At 55.6% G+C, this 23484-nt stretch carries 11 protein-coding genes; 8 read left to right on the plus strand and 3 right to left on the minus strand.

The window, feature by feature from the left end; all coding sequences use genetic code 11:
* Window positions 1-20: 20 nt before the first annotated feature.
* Both RE6C_RS18850 and RE6C_RS18855 read right to left on the minus strand, forming a co-directional pair.
* Window positions 21-629, minus strand: a complete 609-nt coding sequence (locus RE6C_RS18850) for a 5-formyltetrahydrofolate cyclo-ligase (RefSeq protein ID WP_039962558.1) — start codon at window positions 627-629, stop codon at window positions 21-23.
* A 24-nt stretch (window positions 630-653) separates the two neighbouring features.
* Window positions 654-2195 carry a rhamnulokinase gene (locus RE6C_RS18855; protein WP_008659078.1) on the minus strand — a complete coding sequence of 514 codons (1542 nt, stop codon included), beginning with the start codon at window positions 2193-2195 and terminating at the stop codon, window positions 654-656.
* Window positions 2196-3440: 1245 nt separating this feature from the next.
* On the opposite strand from RE6C_RS18855, the gene rpoB reads away from it, so the two are divergent.
* From rpoB to RE6C_RS18900, 8 genes are all read left to right on the plus strand, one after another.
* On the plus strand, window positions 3441-7163 hold the full coding sequence (rpoB, locus tag RE6C_RS18865) for a DNA-directed RNA polymerase subunit beta (RefSeq protein WP_007340662.1): 3723 nt from the start codon (window positions 3441-3443) through the stop codon (window positions 7161-7163).
* Window positions 7164-7392: 229 nt separating this feature from the next.
* Complete coding sequence (rpoC, locus tag RE6C_RS18870) at window positions 7393-11682, plus strand: DNA-directed RNA polymerase subunit beta' (protein ID WP_008659081.1); 4290 nt, start codon at window positions 7393-7395, stop codon at window positions 11680-11682.
* A 185-nt stretch (window positions 11683-11867) separates the two neighbouring features.
* Window positions 11868-13310 carry a sulfatase-like hydrolase/transferase gene (locus tag RE6C_RS18875; protein ID WP_008659083.1) on the plus strand — a complete coding sequence of 481 codons (1443 nt, stop codon included), beginning with the start codon at window positions 11868-11870 and terminating at the stop codon, window positions 13308-13310.
* A 105-nt stretch (window positions 13311-13415) separates the two neighbouring features.
* A complete protein-coding gene (locus RE6C_RS18880) occupies window positions 13416-14000 on the plus strand; it encodes a sigma-70 family RNA polymerase sigma factor (protein WP_008659085.1) in 585 nt (194 codons plus the stop codon).
* Window positions 13993-15645, plus strand: a complete 1653-nt coding sequence (locus tag RE6C_RS18885; protein ID WP_008659087.1) for a LamG-like jellyroll fold domain-containing protein — start codon at window positions 13993-13995, stop codon at window positions 15643-15645. The genes RE6C_RS18880 and RE6C_RS18885 overlap by 8 nt, the downstream gene beginning before the upstream one ends.
* Window positions 15646-15798: 153 nt before the next feature.
* The gene (locus RE6C_RS18890; protein ID WP_008659089.1) at window positions 15799-17403 is read left to right on the plus strand and encodes a sulfatase; all 1605 of its coding nucleotides are present in this window, start codon (window positions 15799-15801) and stop codon (window positions 17401-17403) included.
* A complete protein-coding gene (locus tag RE6C_RS18895) occupies window positions 17385-20192 on the plus strand; it encodes a PSD1 and planctomycete cytochrome C domain-containing protein (protein ID WP_008659090.1) in 2808 nt (935 codons plus the stop codon). The genes RE6C_RS18890 and RE6C_RS18895 overlap by 19 nt, the downstream gene beginning before the upstream one ends.
* A 17-nt stretch (window positions 20193-20209) precedes the next feature.
* Entirely contained in the window at window positions 20210-21712 is a 1503-nt protein-coding gene (locus RE6C_RS18900) for a DUF1501 domain-containing protein (protein WP_008659092.1), read from the plus strand.
* A gap of 109 nt (window positions 21713-21821) precedes the next feature.
* Here RE6C_RS18900 and RE6C_RS18905 read toward each other — a convergent pair whose 3' ends face one another.
* Window positions 21822-23204 (minus strand): PhoPQ-activated pathogenicity-related family protein, encoded by a 1383-nt coding sequence (locus RE6C_RS18905; protein WP_008659094.1) that lies wholly within the window; start codon window positions 23202-23204, stop codon window positions 21822-21824.
* Between the last annotated feature and the right edge of the window lie 280 nt (window positions 23205-23484).

The raw sequence follows: 23484 nt of genomic DNA on the forward strand, positions 1-23484 counted from the left end.
GCAACCATTTTCGCCAACGCTTACGAACGGCGGCCTGTGCCGGGATACACATGGTTCTCAGTGACAACCATGTCCATGTGAACGTCATGCGTTTGCACGGGGACCGAATCGACCACCTGGCATTCAAATGCCAACGCAATCAAACTCGCATCCGATCGGACATTGCCTAGAAGCTTGTCGTAGTAACCCTTCCCGTGCCCAACGCGACCTCCCTGGCGATCAAAAGCAACGCCGGGAACCAAGACGATATCCAGATCGCTTGAGCGAACACGCTTGGCGGCAACGCCTCGCAATTCTTCACGAGGCTCGAGGATCTTGTACATGCCTTCGGAAAGCTCACTCATCGATTCCAAATGGAACAGCTCCAATTCGCCGTCGACACAGAAAGGCACAACGACCTTCTTGCCGCTATCGATAGCTGCCGGCAATGCATGCCGGGTTTGCACTTCTGACCGGACGTCGATGTACCACATCACGCAAGCAGCCTCCCGATAGGCGGGCAACTGCGTGACGGTGCCCACGATCAACCGACTGAGACCATCCTTGTCAGTTTGCGCCCGCCGAGCCACTTGCGCGGCCGTTCTAATCTCCTGCTTGTGAGCAACAAGCGATTCATCATCTGCGGCCATCGTTTCCAAACCCGATGTTAACACTCACTCAAAGAACGTCGCGAATTTCGCGGCGGGCTCGTCCCAGCGATCTGTCTGCTGAGGCTCATAAGTTTGAGTTGGGAAACTGTGGCGAACCAACTGACGCGCTTCGTCAATCGAATGCAACGATCCACTTCCAATCATCTGCATCAGAATGTTTCCAATCGCGGTTGCTTCGACTGGGCCCGCCACGACTTGGCGTCCGCAAGCGTCAGCGGTCATCTGACACAACAAAGCGTTGAGCGAGCCACCACCGACAATGTGAATTGTCTTGATATGCGATCCCGTCAACGCCTCCAGATGCTGCAGACACATCCGGTACCGAAGTGCGAGACCTTCCAAGGCACCTCGAAACAGAACACCGTTGTCGGTTGGAACTCGTTGCCCCGTCCGACCAGCCAGCCCGCAAATCGCATCAATCATGTTGTCAGGAGCAACGAGCGCCGGATCATCTGGATTGACCAACAATGCGAACGGTTCCGCACCAGCGGCAGCCTGGGTCATCTCCGCCCAAGACGGCGCGTTGCCTTGGCGATCGAGTGCCGAACGAATCTGCTGGTAGATCCAAAGACCGCCGATGTTTTGCAACAGCCGAGTGCTTCCTCGGACGCCACCTTCGTTGGTGAAGTTCAATTCGGCACACAGCGGCGACACGTTCGGCTGGGGAATCTCGACGCCCATCAACGACCAAGTTCCCGAGCTGATGTAGCACCAATCCGGTGACGCCGGCGCGAATCCTTCCGCGGGAACGGCCAGCACCGCTGACGCCGTGTCGTGCGTCGCGGGCAAAATCACTGGCACATCATGCAGTCCGGTGTCCATCGCTACGCTGGATTGGACGTTGCCAATCGTCGTGCCCGCAGGCGAAGGCTCCGCGAACCACCTGGAAGGCAAACCGAATCCATCCAGCAACTTGGTCGACCAACTTTGCGTGGCCGGATTGAGCAACTGGGTCGTCGATGCGTTGCTGGCTTCAACCGATCGTTCTCCCGACAGCAACCAGTGGAACAAGTCCCCCATCATCAGAAATGATTCGGCCGTTTCAAAAACGGAATCCCCATTCTGCTTCGCCGCGATCAGCTGACACAGCGAGTTGATGTCCATGAACTGCATGCCGGTTTCTTGGAAAATCGTTTCCTTGGGAACGATCTCACAGATCTTTTCGGCCATACCTCGGTGCCGAGCGTCGCGGTAATGCCATACCGGCCCAGCAATTTGGTCGTGACGATCGACAAAGCCAAAGCTGACCCCCCAGGTATCCACACCGACCGACGCGATGGTCGCTCCCGTCCAACTGGACTGAGCCCGCAACGCCGCGTCGCGCAAACCGTCCTGGATGTCTTGCCACAATTGCAGGTGATTCCACAGCATCGCGTCCTGCACCTTCAACGGCCGGTTCACAAACCGCCCAGTCTCCACCAGCTCCAATCGCCCGTCATTCACTCCGCCGGCAATCACGCGACCGCTGGACGCCCCAAGATCGACCGCCAGGTGAACAGGACCGGAGAACTGAACTTCACTGGAGGATGGCTCAGCGGCTGGCATGTTGGCTCCTTGAGAAAGCTTGAACGGGAATGAGGATGGACGGAGGAGAAAGGACGCGAAGCCGCGTGCGGAACGTACGGCGCGGGGCAAAACCAGGCCTCAGTGCCGCACAGCCCGCTATTTGAGCTGAATTTCGCCATCTCAACGGCGCCGCTTCTGCCCCGAACGGGGAAGATCGCGAAAAACACCTGACTCATCCGGCGAACTCATCGATGAGTACTCCGCGAGCACCTGGAGTCCCCCGCGAGAACACGGGCCGGCGAAACGAGCAGACAACCTAGCGTGATTAGGAAATACGGGCGAGAAGTCTATAGCCACTTCACAGAGACTTTTTTTTCGCCCTGGCAGCATTTGCTAGCAAAGCAGTCTCGGCGACCTGGGTGACTTAACCTGAACCCGCAACGTCGGTTAGCCAAATGACATCACTTTGACTACCAAATCTGGAATTGTTGAGATGGTGTGTGCGGTAACCAAAATTAAGGAATCAGATGTTGACCGTCCCATCAATGCACGTAGGCTTAGCCGGACCTCCGCGAGTTCGCCTAGCGTGGAGCCGGACGCGGTCAGCTTGCGGCCACGGGCTGACATCGTTGATGAATTGCCTCAAAACCATTGTTTTTCGCGACATTTTTGCGGAATCCTGGTTTTGGATCGATTGCTCACGACGGCTTCACGGGCCGGGTACATGAAGTGCCCGGCCGCGGACGCTCGCTTCTTAAATTGCCGCCGAATTCCCGCTGAGCATAAACCAGACCAAAATTCGTTTGGTTGCCCTTTGCGGATGCAAGATCAATCGTTAAAGTTTCGAAAGTGATCTTCGGCCCGGTGTTGCGTGACGCGTCTGTATTCGTTCTGTCCTCCCTCATTTCCGTCTAACTTTTCTTTCTCGAAGTCCTTCGTGAGCTAAGAGTTACGTTCCTTCCACTCCTCTCGCGGTTCTCTTTCGCGAAGCCAATTCCCTCGAACGGATTCGTTTGTTGGCAATGGGTTTCACGCTTTAGATTCCGTTGCCGGGGTGCATTTTGGAACCGGAACTGCATTTGAACTTTCGATTTCATCGATTTTTCAACTGCTGATAAGCGACAGTTCATTCTGGCAAGCGGTACTCACCGCCGGAGTTCCAACGAACCAATTTCGTCATCTCATTGATGCGGTTTCGACGAATCAAGCTCCAAACAATGTGTGGGCGGATTCCGGGCTGTGTTGGTGTTTTTGTTCTTCCCCGCGAAGGAGCTCCCACTCACGATGGCAACTACGACTCAGCGTCGCCTCGAACCCACCTCGATTCGCAAATTCGGCACCGGCTTGGGCCAGTTCGATTTGCCCGACCTGACCGCCCTGCAAACAGTGTCCTACGCGGCATTCTTGCAAGAAGATGCGGCCAGCAACGCTCGCAAAGATCACGGGCTGGAGTCCGTACTGAGGGAAATCTTCCCGATCGCCAGTTACGACGGGAATACGACGCTGGAGTACCTGTACTACGAGTTGGGGAAACCCCGCTACACAATTCAGGAATGCCGTCAGCTGCGTTTAACCTATGGTCGCCCGCTGCGTATTTGGTTGCGACTGAATCGCGAAGAGCCCATCGAAGAGGAAGTCTATCTGGGCGACCTGCCGATCATGCTGGGCGGTGGTGAATTCATCATCAACGGTGCCGAGCGTGTGGTTGTGTCGCAGCTGCACCGCAGCCCCGGCGTCGACTTCGTTCTAGAACAAGACACCACGACCGATCGCAAATTGCCATCGTGCCGCGTGATCCCCGAACGTGGTTCGTGGATCGAAGTCAACGTGACCAAGAAAGACGCGTTGACCGTCCGCATTGACCAAAGCGGGAAGTTCGCCGCGACGATGTTGCTGCGTGCAATGGATCCGAAGTACAGCACCGACGCGGATCTGCTGTCGGCGTTCTACGAAACCGGCACCATCAAGGTGAACGGCGGAAAAGACGCGACCAAGATCGAAAACAAGATCGCTGTCGACGATGTGGTTTACCCGAGCGGTCACGAACGTGCCGGCGAAATCATCGTGGAAGCTGGCTACAAGATCACCACCGAACTTTCGGAAACGATCTGCAACGCCGGTGTGACTTCGGTCGAAGCAATGGACCTTCCAAAGGTTCCGTTGATCTTCAACACTCTTGCCGACGACAACACCGCCAGCCACGAAGAAGCGTTGCTGCGGATCTACCAGCGTTTGCGTCCGGGCAACCCGCCTCAATTGGAAAAAGCTCGCACGCTGTTCCAAGAGAAGTTCTACGACGACAACCGTTATCGCTTGGGCAAAGTCGGTCGTTTCCGTCTGAACCGCAAGTTGGGTCTGGGCGTCGAAGAAACCGTCATGACGTTGCGTCCTGACGACATGATCGCTGCCATCCGCTACCTGATCGACTTGTTCGATGCGGACAGCGGTGCCGAGATCGACGACATTGACCACTTGGGCAACCGTCGTTTGCGTACCATCGATGAACTCGCCAGCGAAGAGCTCCGCAAGGGATTCTTGAAACTGCGTCGTACGGTTCAAGAACGCATGAGTGTCAAAGACGCTCAAGACATGACGCCTCGATCTTTGATCAACCCCAAGAGCGTTTCCGCAGCGATCGATTTCTTCTTCGGTCGTGGCGAACTCTCGCAGGTCGTTGACCAGACGAACCCGCTGTCGCAATTGGCACATGAACGTCGTCTTTCGGCTCTCGGCCCTGGCGGTTTGAACCGGAAACGAGCGGGCTTCGAAGTCCGCGACGTGCACATTTCGCACTACGGTCGTATCTGCCCGATTGAGACTCCTGAAGGTACGAACATTGGCCTGATCAGCTCGTTGGCGATTTACGCCGGCGTGGACGATTACGGATTCCTTTGCACACCGTTCCGCAAAGTCATCGACGGCAAAATCAGCGACGAAACCGTTTGGTTGCGTGCCGATGAGGAAGGCGAATCCTACGTTGCACCTGCTGACACCGAAGTCAAAGACGGTGCCCTGGTTCCCGGACCTAACATGATCGCTCGTTTCCGTAGTGACTTCGAGATCGTGATGCCGGAGCAAGTGTCCTTCATGGATGTCGCTCCCGCACAGATGGTCGGTGTCTCTGCTGGATTGATTCCTTTCCTCGAGCACGATGATGCAAACCGTGCTTTGATGGGATCGAACATGCAGCGGCAAGCGGTGCCATTGTTGGTCACCGAGCCGCCGATTGTCGGTACCGGAATGGAACGCGAAGTCGCCAAAAACAGTGCGATGGTCGTGCGTGCTCGCCGTGCGGGCAAAGTGACCTACGCCGATGCGACTCGTATCGAGATCGGTAGCGATCACTACCCACTGAAAAAGTACCAAGGTCTCAACGAACGAACCTGCCAAAACCAAAAGCCACTCATCACGGTTGGTGATAAGGTCGAGAAAGGCCAAATCATCGCCGACGGTGCTGCCACCCAAAAAGGTGAATTGGCTCTCGGACGAAACGTCTTGGTCGGCTTCATGTCGTTCGACGGATTCAACTACGAGGATGCGATCATCATCAGCGAAGAGCTGGTGCGAAATGACACGTACACCTCGATCCACATTGAAGACTTCGACGTCGAAATTCGCGAAACGAAATTGGGTCGCGAAGAGTTCACGCGAGACATCCCGAACGTTTCCGAAAAAGCACTTCGCAACTTGGATGACACCGGGATCGTTCAAACCGGAACCTACGTGAAGCCTGGCGACATTCTGGTCGGCAAGGTTTCGCCAAAGAGCAAGACTGAACTGACGCCTGAAGAAAAACTTCTTCACGCGATCTTCGGTCGTGCCGGTGAAGACGTGAAGAACGACTCGCTGGAAGTACCATCGGGCATCGAAGGCATCGTCATCGACACCCAGAAATTCAGCCGCCGGATGAGCCTCGGCGAAGACGAGCGAAAGGCGTTCGAACGCGAACTGAAACAACACGAAACCGAAGGCAATGAAGAAATTGCCAGCACGTTTGAGTCGTTGATTCGTGACATGGAAGAAGCTTCCGGCGTCAAGCTGAAAGACTCGACCGGCACACCACTGGCCGACGGACAAGATCCTAAGTTCGTTGCCGAACGTGCAACCAGTTTCCGATTGGAACTGGTCCTCGAGCAAATCGAAGACGAAGAGAAACGCAAAGCTGCCGAGAAGGTTCACCAAACGCAATGGCAAAACGTCGAACAAGCTATCGACGAGCGTGATCGCAAACTGAACAGCATGAAACGTGGCGATGAACTTCGCTCGGGCGTGCTGCAGATGGTCAAGATCTACATCGCGACCAAGCGTACGATCAGCGTCGGTGACAAGATGGCGGGACGTCACGGTAACAAGGGTGTGATCGCCAAGATCCTTCCGATCGAAGACATGCCGTTCCTGCCCGATGGAACTCCAATTCAAATCATGCTCAACCCGCTGGGAGTTCCCAGCCGGATGAACGTGGGTCAGATTTTGGAAACCCACTTGGGTTGGGCGGGAGCCAAGCTTGGATTCCAAGCACTCACCCCAATCTTCGATGGTGCCAGCGAATCGGAAATCAACGACTGCTTGGCGGAAGCCGGCTTGCCAGCTCACGGTAAGATCCGCTTGACCGATGGTCGAACGGGAGAGCCGATGGAACAGGAAACCACGGTGGGCTACATCTACATGCTGAAGCTTCACCACTTGGTCGACGACAAAGTCCACGCACGCAGCACCGGACCTTACTCGTTGATCACGCAGCAACCTCTTGGCGGAAAGGCTCGCTTCGGCGGCCAACGCTTCGGAGAGATGGAAGTGTGGGCACTGGAAGCATATGGTGCCGCTTACATTCTCCAGGAATTGCTGACGGTGAAATCCGACGATGTCGAAGGTCGAACCAAGATCTACGAATCGATGGTCAAGGGAGAAAACACTCTCGAGGCCGGCACACCTGCCAGCTTCGACGTGTTGACCAACGAAATTCGTGGTCTGGCCCTGAACATGCAACTCGAGAAACGGCCGATCTAAGGAAGCCAATTGCCGCCAGCGTCTCGTTGGCGGCTTTGGTTGTTCGGGCCAGCATCACGCTGGCCTGGACGGGGCGAACGCGAGACCTTCCCCGGTTTTGAACTCCCCCGGTTTTCGAACTCAAGCGTCAGAAGAATGACTCACCCCCGTCTTCTGACCTTCTTCCCAACATCAATTGCACCAGCAAAAAAGCTAGCAGCGAATTGCTAATAGCTAGGAGCTTCTCAGAATGTCCATTGGCGAAACCAGCAACTACGATCGCATCAACGATTACGCCTCCGTCCGTATCTCGTTGGCGCGACCTCAAGACATCAAAGCATGGTCGTTCGGTGAGGTCAAAAAACCCGAAACGATCAACTACCGAACCTACCGTCCTGAAAAAGACGGTTTGTTCTGCGAACGCATCTTTGGCCCTGAGAAGGACTGGGAATGTGCCTGCGGCAAATACCGTGGGATGAAATACAAAGGGATGATCTGCGACCGTTGCGGCGTGAAGGTCACCCACAGTCGCGTGCGTCGCAAACGCATGGGCCACATCGAACTGGCGGCTCCCGTCGTTCACATTTGGTTCTTCAAGGCCATGCCATCGCGACTGGGCAACCTGCTCGCGATGAAAACCAGCTCGCTGGAAAAGGTCATCTACTTCCAGGATTACGTGGTCACGGATCCGAAGGACACCGACCTGGAAATGCTGCAGCTCCTCACCGAAGAGGAATACCGCGCTGCACGTCAACAATACGGCTCAGGCAGCTTCCAAGCCGACATGGGTGCGGAAGCCGTTCGCGATCTGCTGAACAAGCTCGACCTGGTCACGCTGTCCGATCAACTGCGTGTGGATTTGGCGGAAACCGGCAGCAAGCAAAAGAAGAAAGACCTGATCAACCGACTCAAGATCGTTGAGTCGATCCGTGACAGTGACAACCGTCCCGAGTGGATGGTCCTCGATGTCATTCCGGTCATTCCTCCGGATTTGCGTCCGTTGGTTCTGTTGGACAGCGGCAACTTCGCGACGTCCGACCTGAACGACCTGTATCGCCGGATCATCAACCGCAACAACCGTTTGCGAAAACTGGTCGATCTGAATGCACCGGAAGTCATCATTCGCAACGAAAAGCGAATGCTCCAACAGTCCGTCGATGCGTTGTTCGACAACAACCGTTGCAAGCGTCCCGTGTTGGGATCGTCGAACCGTCCATTGAAATCCTTGACCGACATGATCAAGGGGAAACAGGGTCGTTTCCGCGAAAACTTGCTCGGCAAACGAGTCGATTACTCGGCCCGTTCGGTCATCGTGGTCGGTCCTCGTTTGAAACTGCATCAATGCGGTTTGCCAAAGAAGATCGCGCTCGAACTGTACCAACCGTTCATCATTCGTCGCCTCAAAGAGCTTGGCCACGCTGACACGATCAAGTCGGCCAAGAAGATGCTCGAACGAAAAGACGAAGAGGTTTGGGATATCCTTGAGCAAGTCATCACGAACCACCCCGTGTTGCTCAACCGAGCACCAACGTTGCACCGGATGGGCATCCAAGCTTTCGAACCAACCTTGGTCGAAGGCAACGCGATTCACTTGCACCCACTGGTTTGCAAAGGCTTCAACGCTGACTTCGACGGCGACCAAATGGCCGTCCACTTGCCGCTTTCGATCGAAGCCCAAGTCGAAGCTCACACGTTGATGATGAGCACGAACAACGTGTTCGCACCTTCGAACGGAAAGCCCATCATGAGTCCTTCGCAGGATATCGTCATGGGTTGCTACTTCATGACCGTCGAGATGCCCGATCAAAAGGGCGAGGGCATGACGTTCAGCACCTACGAAGAAGTCGACTACGCGTTGGCTCAAGGCATCGTCGGTTTGCACACGCGAATCAAGTTGCGTTTGCCGAAGTACCAAAAACTGAAGACCGACGACGATAGCGGTGAATACGGTGCCATCATTGACACCACCCCGGGTCGCGTTCGCTTCAATGAAATGCTCCCCGTCGGGATGGATTTTTACAACCGCGCCATGCGTAGCGGTGACTTGGCCAAATCGATCAGTGACTGCTACCAGCGTCTCGGTCGCAAAGCAACGATTCACTTGCTCGACGACATGATGCAAGCTGGTTTCCGCGAATCCACCCGCAGTGGTCTGTCCTTCGCGACGGATGACTTGGTGACTCCGGACACCAAGCAACAGTTCATCAAAGAAGCCGAAAAAGATGTCATGAAGCACAAGAAGGCTTATGACCGCGGTCTGATGACGGGCAAGGAACGATACAACCAGGTTCTCGATGCCTGGACCCACGCTCGCGAAGCCATCACGGCAGACATGATGTCGGCGATGGAAAACGACATCCGACCCGGCGGCTGGTACATCAACCCCGTTTTCTTGATGTCGCACTCGGGTGCACGGGGCGGTATCGAGCAAATTCGTCAGCTCGCTGGTATGCGTGGTCTGATGGCCAAGCCAACCGGCGAAATCATCGAAACGCCCATCAAGGCAAACTTCCGCGAAGGCCTGTCGGTGCTCGAGTACTTCTCGTCGACGCACGGTGCTCGAAAGGGTCTGGCCGACACGGCGTTGAAAACAGCTGACTCCGGTTACCTGACTCGTAAGCTGGCCGACGTGGCTCAGAACGTTGTGGTCACCATGCATGACTGCGGCACCACTCAAGGCATCACGAAGGGTGTCGTTTACCGTGGTGAAAAGGTCGAAGTTTCGCTCGCGGAATCGATCAACGGTCGTGTCAGCTTGAAGTCGATCGTCAACCCGGTCACCGACGAAGTGATCGTGGAAGCGAACCAAATGATCACTCCCGAGATCGCTCGCAATATCGAAGCGATGGGCTTGGAAAAAATCCAAGTTCGTACGCCGATGTCGTGCGACGCTCCTCTGGGTGTTTGCCGATGCTGCTACGGCATGGACATGTCGACCGGATCGATGGTCGAAGAAGGCATGGCCGTCGGTATCATCGCCGCTCAGTCGATTGGTGAGCCCGGTACTCAGTTGACGATGCGTACGTTCCACATCGGTGGTTCGGTGAGCAAGCAAGTCGAAGAGTCGGACATCAAGACCAGCCGTGACGGTGAAGTTCGTTTGACACGAATGAAGGCTGTGACGAACGCCGAAGGTCGCGACATCGTGTTGACCCGAAACGGTCAAATTATGTTGGTCGACGATCGCGGTCGGGAAGTCGAATCGTACGACATCCCAACCGGTGCCATGTTGATGGTCAAAGAAGGCGACAAAGTCACCGCCGGACAAGTCCTTTGCGAATGGAACCCGTACTCGATTCCGATTTTGTCGGAAGTGACCGGTAAGATTCGCTTCGAAGACGTTGTCGAAGGCGAAACGATGCGTCTGGATCGCGAAGCCAGTGGTAACACCCGGATGACAATCATTGACCACAAGGGTGACTTGCACCCGCAACTGGTCATCGAAGACGAAACCGGTCGTCCGCTTCACGCACAGTACTTGCCCGAACGTGCAACGATCTCGGTCAAGGAAGGCGAAGAAGTCATTCCCGGTAAAGTCCTCGCTGAAATGCCTCGTGAAACGGGCGGTGTCTCGGATATCACCGGTGGTCTGCCTCGTGTGACCGAGATCTTCGAGGCTCGTAAGCCAAAGGATCCGGCTGTGATCGCGGAAGTCGACGGCGAAGTCGAAATCCTCAGCGAACGTAAACGTGGCAAGCGAACGATCATCGTCCGCAGTGAATCAGGGATCGAACGCGAGCACTTGGTGCCTCACGGGAAGCACTTCCTGGTTCACACCGGCGACATAGTGAAGGCTGGTCAAGCCTTGGTCGATGGTGCGTTGGTTCCTCACGACATCTTGCGTGTGACCGGGGAAGAAGCCGTTCAGCAATACTTGCTGCACGAAATCCAACAGGTCTATCGCAGCCAGCGTGTGGAAATCAACGACAAGCACGGCGAAATCATCATCGCTCGCATGCTTCGCAAGGTGAAGATCGAGAACGCTGGCGACACCAACCTGTTGCCCGGCAGCGTGATGGACCGATTCCACTTCCGCAAAGCCAACCAAGACTTGCAGAAGTGCATCAAGATCGCCAACCCAGGTGACACGGACTACACCGAAGGCACGATCGTGCCGAAGGAAGCGTTCGAACAAACCAACGCCGAAGTCGAAGCGATGGGCGGAACGCCTGCGAAGGGCAAACGTTGCAAGAGTGCAACGGCCAGCACCCAGTTGCTCGGTATCACCAAGGCCGCCGTTCAGTCGAACTCGTTCATCTCGGCAGCGTCGTTCCAAGAAACCACCAAGGTGCTCACCGAAGCCGCTTTGGCGGGCAAGGTCGACAAGTTGGTCGGTTTGAAAGAGAACGTCATCTTGGGTCACTTGATTCCAGCCGGTACCGGTTTCCGCATCTTCCAAGAGTCGGAAGTCAACTACCGCCGCGAAGCACTCGAAGAACTGTCGCAGGCTCCTGTCTCGGCACTCGAAGAATCCTTCCCGTTGCTCGGAGGCGATGGCGAACCAGCCTCGACCACATCCAGCACGACCGAAGGCGAGTGATCGCCACTTCGAATCGTTGAAAACATCAACCGGGCGTCCTCACGACGCCCGGTTTTTTCATGCGCGAACGAGTCCTGAGTCCCTGAGGCCCTGTGGCCCTGTGGCCCTGTGGCCCTGTGGCCCTGATAAACTAAAAGGTCCCCAACCAACTCCCCCCAACCAACTCCCCCCACCCAAGCCTCGTCATGCTAGCGTTGCCCCCACACTCGATCGTCGGCCGTTGCATCGTCTGCGTGACCCTGGCGACTCTCACTCTTTACTGGCAAAGCACCGCCGTATCATCGCAACCCAATTTGGTGGTGATCATCGCGGACGACCTTGGGTATGGCGAAACCGGGATGATGGGCAACGCCGAGATCCCAACACCCGCGATTGACGCATTGGCCCGCTCGGGAGTTCGCTGCACCAGCGGCTATGTGACATCGTCGTATTGCAGCCCGTCTCGAGCCGGCTTTATGTCGGGCCGTTACCAATCTCGGTTTGGTTATGACCTCAACCCGACCGGAGAACGCAACAACCATCCCAACGCGGGTTTGCCACCCCAGCAAAAGACCTTCGTCGAACATCTTCAGTCCGCTGGCTATCACACTTCGCTGATTGGCAAGTGGCACCTCGGCACTCGCCCGCCGCAGGTTCCAACATCAAAAGGCTTTGATCGCTTCTTTGGATTCTTGCACGAAGGTCACTTCTATGTCCCCGGTCCGCCGTATGAAAACGTTTGGACCATGCTGCGAGACAACTCGCTTCCGGCCGGACAATTCGAAACCAACCAAAGAACGATTCGCGGCAACTACGCTCGAATCAACGAACCCGCTTATGACACTGGCAATCCAGTTCTCGATGGTGGCGAACCAATCGATGATTGGAACTACCTGACGGATACGATCACCGACAAAGCGGTCGACACCATCTCACAAGCCGCGTCGAATCCTTTCGCCATGGTTGTCTCGTACAACGCAGTGCACTCGCCCATGCAAGCCTCGCTTGAAGATCACGCCGCGATGGATCACATCGCCGATCCTCAACGACGAATCTTTGCCGGCATGTTGATCGCCTTGGATCGTGGGGTCGGCCGGATCATCAAGAAACTCGATCGACAAAAGCTACGACAAGAAACACTTGTTGTCTTCTTCAGCGACAACGGTGGACCAACGGCAGAACTCACCAGTAGCAACGCACCACTTCGCGGCGGCAAAGGCAGCCTTTACGAGGGTGGTGTTCGCATCCCGATGATTTGGAGCATGCCCGGAACGATTCCCGCGGGAGCTGAAGAAAAAGCTCCTGTCCTAAGTCTCGACATCGCCGCTTCGTTCTTGCCATTGGCTGTCGACGAAACCTTTCAGCTCGAAACCGATGGCACAAATGTTTTGCCTTGGATCGGCCGAGGCACCTTCGAGTCAGACCGAACGGTTTGGTGGCGAATGCCGCGTGGTGCGAGAGCCCTTCGGCATGGCGATTGGAAATTTGTCCAGGCTCGTCAAAACCAACCCATCGAGCTCTTCAACCTGGAATCGGACCTCAGCGAGTCCAACGACCTGTCTGAGACGCACGCGAATCGCCTGCAAGAATTGCTGGCAACTTGGGACTCGATCCAATCTGAGATGCCACCGGCAAAGACGTTCGAATAGACCATCAAACGGCTTCTTCCGAATGATTTCGGTGATTGTGCGTACGGTCCACCAAATTCTTTGTAAATCCGTCGGTGCGTGGAATGACAAGGTGGAGGAAAATGTATGGCCGCTAGTGATCCACCCCGCAACAGCATCGATTCGAACAAGCGAGAACAGCGATACAACGAATTCGTGGCGTTGCTGACTCGCCACGATTTATCGATCCGTCGGTTCGTACGCTCCCTCCTCGCCAACCGAGACGCGGTCGAAGACGTCGTGCAAGAAACGGCTCTCGAGTGCTGGCGCAAGTTCGATGACTTCGCAACGCAGAACTCAGGACACGAAGACGAGTTTGTCCGGTGGGCTTGTGTCATTGCACGCTACAAAGCTCTCAGCTGGCAACGTGACCAGGGACGCGATCGGTTGGTCTTTCGCGACTCGGTGGTGGAAGCACTTGCCACCTCGGCGACAACGCAACTGGAACGACGCGAAGACGAACGCCAAGCGATGGAAAGATGCTTGGCCAAGCTTGGCGAGTCGCAACGTCAATTGGTGCTAAGCGTTCACTCGCCAGGACAATCGGTCATATCGATTGCAAAAGAAACCGGCCAAAAGGCTCGTCAGTTGTACTATCAGCTCAATGTCCTGCGTGCTTCGCTGCAGCGTTGTGTCGAAGAGCAATTGCAACAGGAGCTTCATCATGGATAGTGCTTTTCAAAAGCTCATCTACCAGGCAATCGATCAAACGATCTCTTCCGAAGACTTTGATCGACTCCAAGACTTGCTCGAAACGAGCGAAGATGCGCGGCTCGCGTATTTGAAGGCCGTCAACGCGTGTGAGTCACTGCATGATATCGCTGCGGCGCCGTTGCCTACCTCGAGAGAACCGACCGCCACTTTGCCACTGAACCGATGGCCGAGCGTCTTCGCAGTTCGTTCGTTGATGATTGCTGCGACCGCACTCTTTGTCGTTGGCGGACTTGCCTTTTGGCTGGGACGTCAAGGATTGACCTCAAGCAGGACCGTTGAGGTCGTTGAACCAGCATCGGTCGCCCCCGAATCACAGATTGCCGGTCACGCGACGCTACGTCGTGCCGTTGATCTTAAGTGGACCGACGCGTCCATGCCGGCCAAAGTCGGTGATGTGCTTCCCAATGGTCGTTTCCAATTTGAGAGTGGCGTCGCCGAGATCGACTTTTTCTGCGGAGCCACTTTGATCGTGGAAGGCCCCGCGAATTTGGACATCGAGTCTGATTGGACGGTCCGAGTGAACCAGGGCCGGCTCAGAGCAACAGTGCCGCCAGCGGCCCGTGGTTTTTCGGTCAAGACGGCCGAATCCGAAGTCATTGACTTGGGAACTGAATTCACGATGGATGTCTCGGCAGACACGGCTCGCGTGGAAGTCGTCGACGGAGAAATCATGTTGCGTGGCGGTGGCCTGGATGGCCAGCACTTGCACACCGGCGAACGACAAACGCTACACGGGTCTCCATCGAGCCAAGGTATCGAGGACATGATCACCGCCACGGATCTGCATCGCCGCGACGAATCCGCGATGACGCAGCGGTTTCAAAATTGGCAAGAATCAATGCGTTCGTTGCAAGACGACGAGCGGCTGATCGCCCACTTCGCAACCTCAGAGCTTGACGGACGTGCGATTCGAAATGGTGCGACCGCCGATGGCACAGAAGATGGCTTGCTGGTTGGTCCCATCGAAGTGGTCGATGGACGCTTTGGAACCGCGTCTCAGGCGATCAATTTCGATCGTCCTGGATCTCGAGTGCGGACACGCATCGATGGCGACTTCCAAGCGTTCACGTTTGCTTGCTGGGTCAAGATCGACAACTTGGACCAGCGTTACAACGCTTTGTTCATGGGCGACGGATACGAGAACGGCGAGCCTCACTGGCAAATTCGAGACGACGGGCGTCTGATGTTTTCCGTCATGGTCGATGATTCTCAAAGTGTCAGTTTCTACAACGAACGCGATCAACGTGTTGTCAAAGACGCTGGGCTGCATCGTGTGTATATCACCGAACCGTTCTGGGAGATCGCCAACAGCGGACAGTGGTTCCATTTGGTGGCGGTTTACGATCCAGCCTCCAAACGGGTGCAACAGTTTGTGAACGGCACCCGCATTAGCAACGAAGCCATCGAGCCCAAGTATCGCATCGACACCCTACGAATCGGTCCCGCAGAAATTGGAAACTGGGGCCAACCCTTTCGTGAAACGCCTTGGTTCGCGGTCCGCAACCTGGACGGCTCCATCGACGAGCTGACGATTTACAACGCCGCATTGACGACGGTTGAAATTCAATCGCTCTACGAATCCGGAAAACCACTGGGTTACTGAACAGAAGCAGTGGTGGCCTCGCTGGCCAGCGACACTTTGATCGAGCCGTTTGGGCGTTGGCCCCGGTTCTCAAATTGGCAACCGGGACCGACGCCCAACCGGCCAACACGATTAACCGACATCCCTCCCCTCCCCATCGCCCCACCGAGAAACATGCTTCGATTGTTACTCACTTTGTCTTTTGTCCTGCTTTCGCAAACCGTTGATTACGCGGGCGAGAAACTCAACGTCCTGTTCATCGCGGTCGACGATTTGCGTCCAGAAATGGGCTGCTATGGCTCGCCGATCGCAAAGACACCTCACCTGGACCGCCTGGCATCCGACGGCCTGCTGTTCAACCGTGCCTACTGCCAACAAGCGATCTGCCGTCCATCGCGAGCGAGCCTGATGACTGGGGCTCGTCCTGACACCACCGGGCTCTATCACAACTACGTTTCGCTTCGCGAATTGCAACCCAACATTCTGACACTGCCCGAACACTTCATCGCAAACGGTTATGAAGCGGCCTACTGCGGAAAGATCTTCCACCAAGGCGACACCGACGACGGACGGTCTTGGAACCGCGAATCGGTCAAACGTGTCGATGGAATTAAAAAGCCCAGGGGTCCTTACGCACTGCCTGAGAACAACAAGACGAAGGCAGACAACATGAAAAGCATGTTGGCAAAGTACGGCGAAGCCGCCCGGCGAGGTTTGGCTGCCGGACCGGCCTATGAAAAGGCCGATGTCGCCGACACGGACTATGTCGATGGCTACAACACCGAGATGGCCATCGCAACATTGAAAGAAATGGTTGAGGAAGACGAAAAACCGTTCTTCCTGGCGATGGGCTACAAACTGCCTCACCTGAACTGGTGTGCTCCCAGCAAATATTGGGACCTTTACAACGCTGACGACATCCCAATGGCCGACGAAACGAACGCCCCTGAAAACGGTGCGGCGATGGGATTGCACGCATCCTTTGAGCTTCGTACCCGCGCGGGAATCCCAAAGTTCGGCCCCTTGTCGCCTGAATTGTCACGCACGTTGAAGCATGCTTACTTGGCCTCGGTCAGCTACGTCGATGCACAAATCGGCAAGCTGATTGCGGCTCTGGAAGACGCCGGGGTCCGCGAAAACACTGTGATCGTGGTCTGGGGAGACCATGGTTGGCACCTAGGTGACATGGGCGTTTGGGGAAAAGCCACCAACTACGAAATTGCGACGCGAGTCCCACTGATGATTTGGGCTCCCAACATGAAAGCACGAGGCGCAAAAACGGACGCCTTGGTCGAGCTGGTCGACATCTATCCAACGCTTTGCGAATTAGCCGAAATCAACGTGCCGGAACACACCGAAGGCACCAGTTTCAAACCGCTGATGAACGATCCAGACCAAACCTGGAAGAAGGCCGCCTTCAGCCAATACCCCAATCCGGCACTTCGCGAATGGGCTGCCAATCCGCTCTCAGAAGGCATGCGAGAAACATGGTTCGGGCCTTTGATTCAGCAAGTGGAAGAACGGATCATCGAGCAACAGGGAGAGTCGTGGGACCGCGAATTGTTCGAGCAACACCTGATGGGGTACACCATGCGAACCGATCGATATCGGCTGGTCATTTGGAAGGACCATCGCGATGCGAGTTCCACTCCGATCTATGTCGAGCTGTTCGATCATGCAAACGATCCCAACGAGACAACCAACATCGCTAACAAACACCCCGCACTGACCAGCCAGCTGCTGGCACAGTGGAATGCCGGATGGGAGGCCGCACGATGAGATTGCAATCACGTTGGAACCGCTGGGTCATCGCGGCGTCGCTGGTTGCCTTGGCAATCAGCACGACCAACATCGGCTGGGCGGAGAAAGTCGACTACGAAAACGACATCGCTCCCATCTTCAAAGATCGATGTGTCTATTGTCACGGCGAAGATGAACAGGAATCCGGTCTGCGTCTCGATTCACGCCCTCACATGATGCGTGGTGGTGACTCGGGTTTACCAGCGTTGGTTCCTGGTCATCCAGAAAAGAGTCTCGTGATGGACGTGATCCGCCATCTCGATGAAGACATGGCGATGCCACCCGACGACGATCAGTTGCCCGATGAAGAAATCGAAACGATCGCTCGTTGGATCGCCGAAGGCGCCGATTGGCCGGGTCAGATGGACGCGGTCTTTGAGAATGAATCGGATCACTGGGCATTCCAACCGATCGTCCGTCCCGACGTTCCGCCTCTCTCGAACGATGAAGACAAAACACTTCAACCGGTCGACGCATTTCTTCTATCTCGATTGGCAGAAGACGATCTTGCCTACTCGGACGCGGCAGATCCGCGTCAGTTGATTCGTCGACTATCGATCGTCCTGACGGGACTCCCGCCCAGTCCCGAAGAAACGGAAGCGTTTGTCGATGACTTCTCACGCGTTGGTGATCACGCTTACGAACAAGCCGTCGATCGGCGACTGCAGTCACCTCATTTTGGCGAGCGTTGGGCACAACATTGGCTTGACGTGATTCGTTGGGCGGAAACCAATGGTTCCGAAGCCAATCTGTATCGAAAAAACGCCTGGGTCTATCGTGACTATGTGGTTCGGTCCTTCAACGAAGACAAACCCTACGACCAGTTCGTTCAAGAGCAGATCGCGGGCGATTCGATGGGCGCGGGTGAAGCAACCGGCTACTTGGTTTCTGGTCCACACGTTCCTGCCGCGACCGTCGGACGTGAGCCAACCGCGATTCGTCAAGCACGCGCGGATCGTTTGGACGAAATCATGCAAACCGTTGGTGCCTCCGTGATGGGCGTGACCGTTGGATGTGCCCGTTGTCACAACCACAAATTCGATCCGGTTTCAATCCAAGACTACTACTCGATGACGGCGGTCTTCCAAGACGTCGAATTCGGAAGTCGCCAACCAGAGGTTTCTGCAGATCACCCGCTCCGCAAACGCGGCCAAGAAATCTGGACGCAAATCCAATCTGAACGTGCCAAGCTTCGCGAAGCTGGGGGCTGGGAAGAAGACTGGGGCGCCTACCGCGAACTTCATTTTCCCGTGGCGACAACCACGGCCGTTCGCATCCGATTCAAGACACCCAACTTGGGATTAGACGAACTGGAGGTTCTCGGTCCTCATGGGCTGAACCGCAACCTCGCTGATTCACGCGAAGGCACAATCGTGACGGGGTTCCCTGAAGAAGGTACCGACGGTCGCAACCCCATCGAGCGAGTCAATGATGGCGAGTACGGAACCATGGCCTGGCGGACCAAACTTGATGCGAAGAAAGAAGAACGCCCATGGGTCCAGTTCAACTTCCAAAGTCCCCAAACGATCAACCGTCTTCGCCTGAGCAACAACCGCGAATATTTCTATGACACTGACTACCTGAATAAGAAGCCGTTCCTGCCGAAGTATCAGTTCGACATGGACATCATGCAGGACGACGGGACATGGCAACCGTGGACGGGCACTTGGGCGGTCAATGACAAACTCCTGAAGAACAATCCGCAGCAAAAGCAAACGCTCAACAGCATTCAGAAGTTGATCGATCAACTATCCGAAGAAGGTCCCCAGCCGAGTTTTGTGGGCCGGTTCATCGAACCTGTCGTGACACGGGTGCTACTACGCGGCAGCCCCGAAAGTCCTCACGACGAGGTCATGCCCGCGGCTCCGGAGATTTTCGACGGCGACTTGGGACTTGACTCCTCGGCATCCGGTCCCGAACGCAGACGCGAATTTGCGAGGTGGCTGACATCGCCTGAAAATCCGCTGACGGCGAGAGTCATGGTCAACCGAGTGTGGCACCACATTTTTGGAACAGGAATCGTTCCGACGACCAGCGACTTTGGTCGTGCCGGCGCATTGCCCACACATCCAGAGTTGTTGGACTGGCTCTCCGCTGAATTCGTATCACCGGCAAGTGCTGACACCTCCGCATGGTCCGTCAAATCGCTCATTCGAATGCTGGTGATGTCCGAAGCATTTCGTCAATCGAGTTCACCGAACGAGAAAGGGCTCGAGCGGGACGCTGGCGCAGCTTTGCTGTGGCGTTTCCCGCCGCGACGGATGGAAGCGGAGGTCATCCGTGATTCGATTTTGATGGCATCCGGTTCGATCGACCTGAAAATTGGCGGACGCAGCTACCGAATCCACAACGAAAAAGCGACCTACGCGCAGTGGCAAGTGGTGAATAATCACGGTCCCGAAACCTGGCGCAGAATGCTGTACCAAGAACGCATGCGTCGCGTGGACGATCAAATTTTCACCGCCTTTGACTTTCCCGACTGCGGACAAGTCCGAGCGAAACGGCCTGTGTCGACGACGCCACTGCAAGCTTTGAATTTAATGAACAGTGACTTTGTGTTGGAACAATCCGATCGGATCGCTACGCGAGCGTTGCGAGAATCGAACGACGAACTCGATATTGCCATCGAACGGTGCTTCGAACTCCTGCTTGGCCGTTCACCCACCGAAACCGAGCGAGCAGCTTGCTCGCAAGTGGCTCAAGACGGCAATCTAGCTTTGGTATGCCGAGCGCTCATCAATTCCAACGAACTCGCGTTCCTCCCATAACATCGGACCAACTCACCATGACAACTCCTGAGAACATCTCTGCTCACGGTCGGCGTTTGTTGGACCGACGCAGCTTCCTTGGTACGGCGGGGCTTTCGACTGCCGGTCTTGGACTGGCAAGTCTCCTGCAATCGGACGGGTTGCTCGCATCGGACGTCGGCACCGCCGGGGGCAAGACGCCTATTCGGCCTTCGATCGATCCAAACAATCCGTACCTGCCGCGAAAAGCACATTTCGATGTGCCGGCAAAACAAGTCCTGGTGATCTTCTGCCCGGGTGCGGTCAGCCACGTCGACACGTTCGACTACAAACCGGCCCTCACCAAACTGCACGGACAAAAACCACCTGGCATCCCGGCGGTGACCTTCGAAGGTCCCACCGGAAACATTGCCAAACCGTTCTGGGATTTCAAGCCACGGGGCGAATCCGGAAAGATGGTCTCGGATCTCCTGCCACACTTGGCAGAACAAGTCGATGACTTTTGCTTTCTGCATTCGCTCAACACAGACACGAGCGCCCACCCACAAGGCGAGAACTTTCTCAATACCGGCTTCACGATGGAAGGGTTCCCGTCGTTTGGTTCTTGGGTGACTTACGCCCTTGGAACGGAAAACCAAGAGCTGCCCGCGTTCGTGGCAATCAACGATCCTCGCGGATTGGCTCGCAGCGGCAAGAACAACTTTGGCAATGGATTTCTGCCCGCCGCGTTCCAAGGAACCGACTTCAATGCGAAGAATCCTCCGAACAATCTTCACCGTCCAAGCGGACTGACTCCCGACGCGGATGCGGCCACCGTTGACCTGCTTCAACGTCTCAACGCAAAGCATCTGGAACTCTATCCGGGCGACGCTAATCTGGCCGGCCGAATCGCGAGCTATGAACTGGCGGGAAAGATGCAAACGTCGGTTCCTGACGTAATGGATCTTTCCGGCGAAACTGCCGCGACGTTAAAGGCCTATGGTGTCGAAGGCGGCAGCGAATTGCGTGGCGAATATGCCAAGAACTGCATCCTGGCTCGTCGGCTGATTGAGAAAGGAGTTCGGGTCGTTCAATTGTTCAACGGCAGTGATCCTGCCGGCGGCAATGGAATCACGAACTGGGATTCGCACTCCAACATCGCGAAGACTCATGCGATGCAGGCCGAAATCATGGACCAACCGGCGGCGGCACTCATCGCGGACATGAAACAAAGAGGCTTGCTCGAAAACACGCTGGTCGTGTGGGCGACCGAATTTGGCCGGATGCCGTTCTTGCAATCCAACGGAACGGGACGTGATCACAACCCAGACGCTTTCACGTGCTTCCTCACCGGAGCCGGGGTCAAGAAAGGATTCAGCTATGGCGAAAGCGATGAGTTTGGTTTTAAAGCGGCCGTGAACCCAACATCCGTCTACGATTTCAATGCGAGCCTACTGCACTTGATGGGACTGGATCACGAGCGACTAACGTACTACCACAACGGATTGGAACGACGACTGACAAACGTCCACGGGAATGTCATTCACGACGTTCTGGCGTGATACTCGACCATCGACTGAGATGGACAATTCGCAATGAAGATCGTGAATGAACTGGATGGTGCGTCTCGGTGGGGGACCACCGAGCTACAAAATCGTCATGCGATTTGTCTCAGTGTAAAACGTGGATTTGCGAAGTCACCGACAACGGAAACGTTCCGCCCGATTCGTATTGAGCTTCGATGAATGCGGCTGAGCTACCGGAAGTCGGTGACGTGACTTCCGAACTCCAACTCCCATCATCAGATGCATCCAATGGCGAGGAAGTCCAGGTTGACGATCGCAGATCACGCGTCGGCGACGTTGCCGTCCACAGCATCACCTTCGCGGGAACCTTGTCACTCGTTGCAACAATCTTCAAACCGGCCGCGGTTTTCTCCGAACGAGTCTTCCATTCGGGCAAGGACTTGCCTTCGCAGACGTATCGATGAAGCGCCGACACGCCACCAACCATTCTCGGGATGTCATTCAAACCGTGACCATTGTTGGGGATGTTCAGCAGAAGAGTTGGGCCGGGAATTTCTTCGAAGTAATGCTGAGTTGAATCGGCCGGCCAATATGGATCGTTGCTGCCCAACAACACCAGCTTCGGCATAGTCAAAGCCGCCCGGTGCTCAAAGGGATCCACCAATTGAAGCAACGATTTCCCGCTGGGCGTTCCCATCATCTTTTGAAGACCTCGGCGTGTGTAGTCTTCGATCTGCGGCGAATACGCTCCCCACGCATCGATCTGGTGTTTCATTTGCCGGTTCATGTTCAGCATGTCAATCACCATCGGCGCGATCGCTTTGACACGTGGATCGGTTGCTCCAACCAGGTAGGTCGTCCAGCCTCGCTTACTCGCGCCCGTCACCGTGAAGCCATCAATCGACAATCCCCATTCATCCTTCGTCGCGCCAACGACCGCGTCCATCGCCGCCGAGGCTGCTCTGGCCATCACAGGCAACAGCGGCCAATCAGGGTCATTCGTTTCGAAGAACTTCTGAAACGTGTGGGCGATCAAAGCATCTTCCTTCAAGCCGTCAAACATCGGCTGAAACGGAACCTGCTTCAGGATCGCAACCGGAGTCTTCACCTCCAACGCGACGCTCGCTAGCAAAGCCGCCTCGCGTGGCACTTCGATCGTGCCGGGACCATCCGATCCCCACTCCGCTTTCCACGATCCGCCGCTGATCAACATCAATGCGTTGGATTCGTTCGGGTCAACTTCCGGCGGATTCAGGATGTACAACAGGTGCTGCCAGGGGACTCCCTGCCACGTTTGCGACACCAAGTGAACCACCACATAGTCGCACCCCGCGATCTCGCCGCGTGCACGAACGTCCCAGCGAAAGGAATCATCACGCTTTAAAACCATTTCTGCCAAACGCTGCGTCGCGTCCGTTGTAACGGTCTCTGTTTGCAGCGGTGCGATCTCTTCGGCTCGCGACTCAGCCACACCGCCCAGGAAAGCTCCCAGCAACAAAAAACCGGATACCCATTGATTGCCAAACACAGGTTAAGACTCGACCGTTTCGAGGATTCCATGCCGCAAACCGTCATCAAGCGACCGACATGGAGAAAGAGATTGCAAAGACAGAACGCTGTCGTAGCAGCGAATCGCGTTCCGAATCATCATCCCATAAAATCACTTGCCAGACATGAATCTACGCTGAACGGTCACGGACAAAAGTTCGCGAAAGACAAGCCGCTTGAGTCTCTGCTCCTGGCGTCTATTTGCCCCGCACCCAACGACGACTCACGCGCGCATCGCGTTGGCACTCACCATCAAACTT

The sequence above is a fragment of the Rhodopirellula europaea 6C genome (assembly GCF_000338295.1).
Taxonomy (GTDB): domain Bacteria; phylum Planctomycetota; class Planctomycetia; order Pirellulales; family Pirellulaceae; genus Rhodopirellula; species Rhodopirellula europaea.

What these genes read in the sequence shown, in the direction of transcription:
- rpoB (WP_007340662.1), top strand. Translation starts at nt 3,441, where the DNA reads ATGGCAACTACGACTCAGCGTCGCCTCGAACCCACCTCGATTCGCAAA.
- RE6C_RS18885 (WP_008659087.1), top strand. Translation starts at nt 13,993, where the DNA reads ATGGATAGTGCTTTTCAAAAGCTCATCTACCAGGCAATCGATCAAACG.
- RE6C_RS18855 (WP_008659078.1), bottom strand. Translation starts at nt 2,195, where the DNA reads ATGCCAGCCGCTGAGCCATCCTCCAGTGAAGTTCAGTTCTCCGGTCCT.
- RE6C_RS18890 (WP_008659089.1), top strand. Translation starts at nt 15,799, where the DNA reads ATGCTTCGATTGTTACTCACTTTGTCTTTTGTCCTGCTTTCGCAAACC.
- RE6C_RS18880 (WP_008659085.1), top strand. Translation starts at nt 13,416, where the DNA reads ATGGCCGCTAGTGATCCACCCCGCAACAGCATCGATTCGAACAAGCGA.
- RE6C_RS18900 (WP_008659092.1), top strand. Translation starts at nt 20,210, where the DNA reads ATGACAACTCCTGAGAACATCTCTGCTCACGGTCGGCGTTTGTTGGAC.
- RE6C_RS18895 (WP_008659090.1), top strand. Translation starts at nt 17,385, where the DNA reads ATGGGAGGCCGCACGATGAGATTGCAATCACGTTGGAACCGCTGGGTC.
- RE6C_RS18875 (WP_008659083.1), top strand. Translation starts at nt 11,868, where the DNA reads ATGCTAGCGTTGCCCCCACACTCGATCGTCGGCCGTTGCATCGTCTGC.
- rpoC (WP_008659081.1), top strand. Translation starts at nt 7,393, where the DNA reads ATGTCCATTGGCGAAACCAGCAACTACGATCGCATCAACGATTACGCC.
- RE6C_RS18850 (WP_039962558.1), bottom strand. Translation starts at nt 629, where the DNA reads ATGGCCGCAGATGATGAATCGCTTGTTGCTCACAAGCAGGAGATTAGA.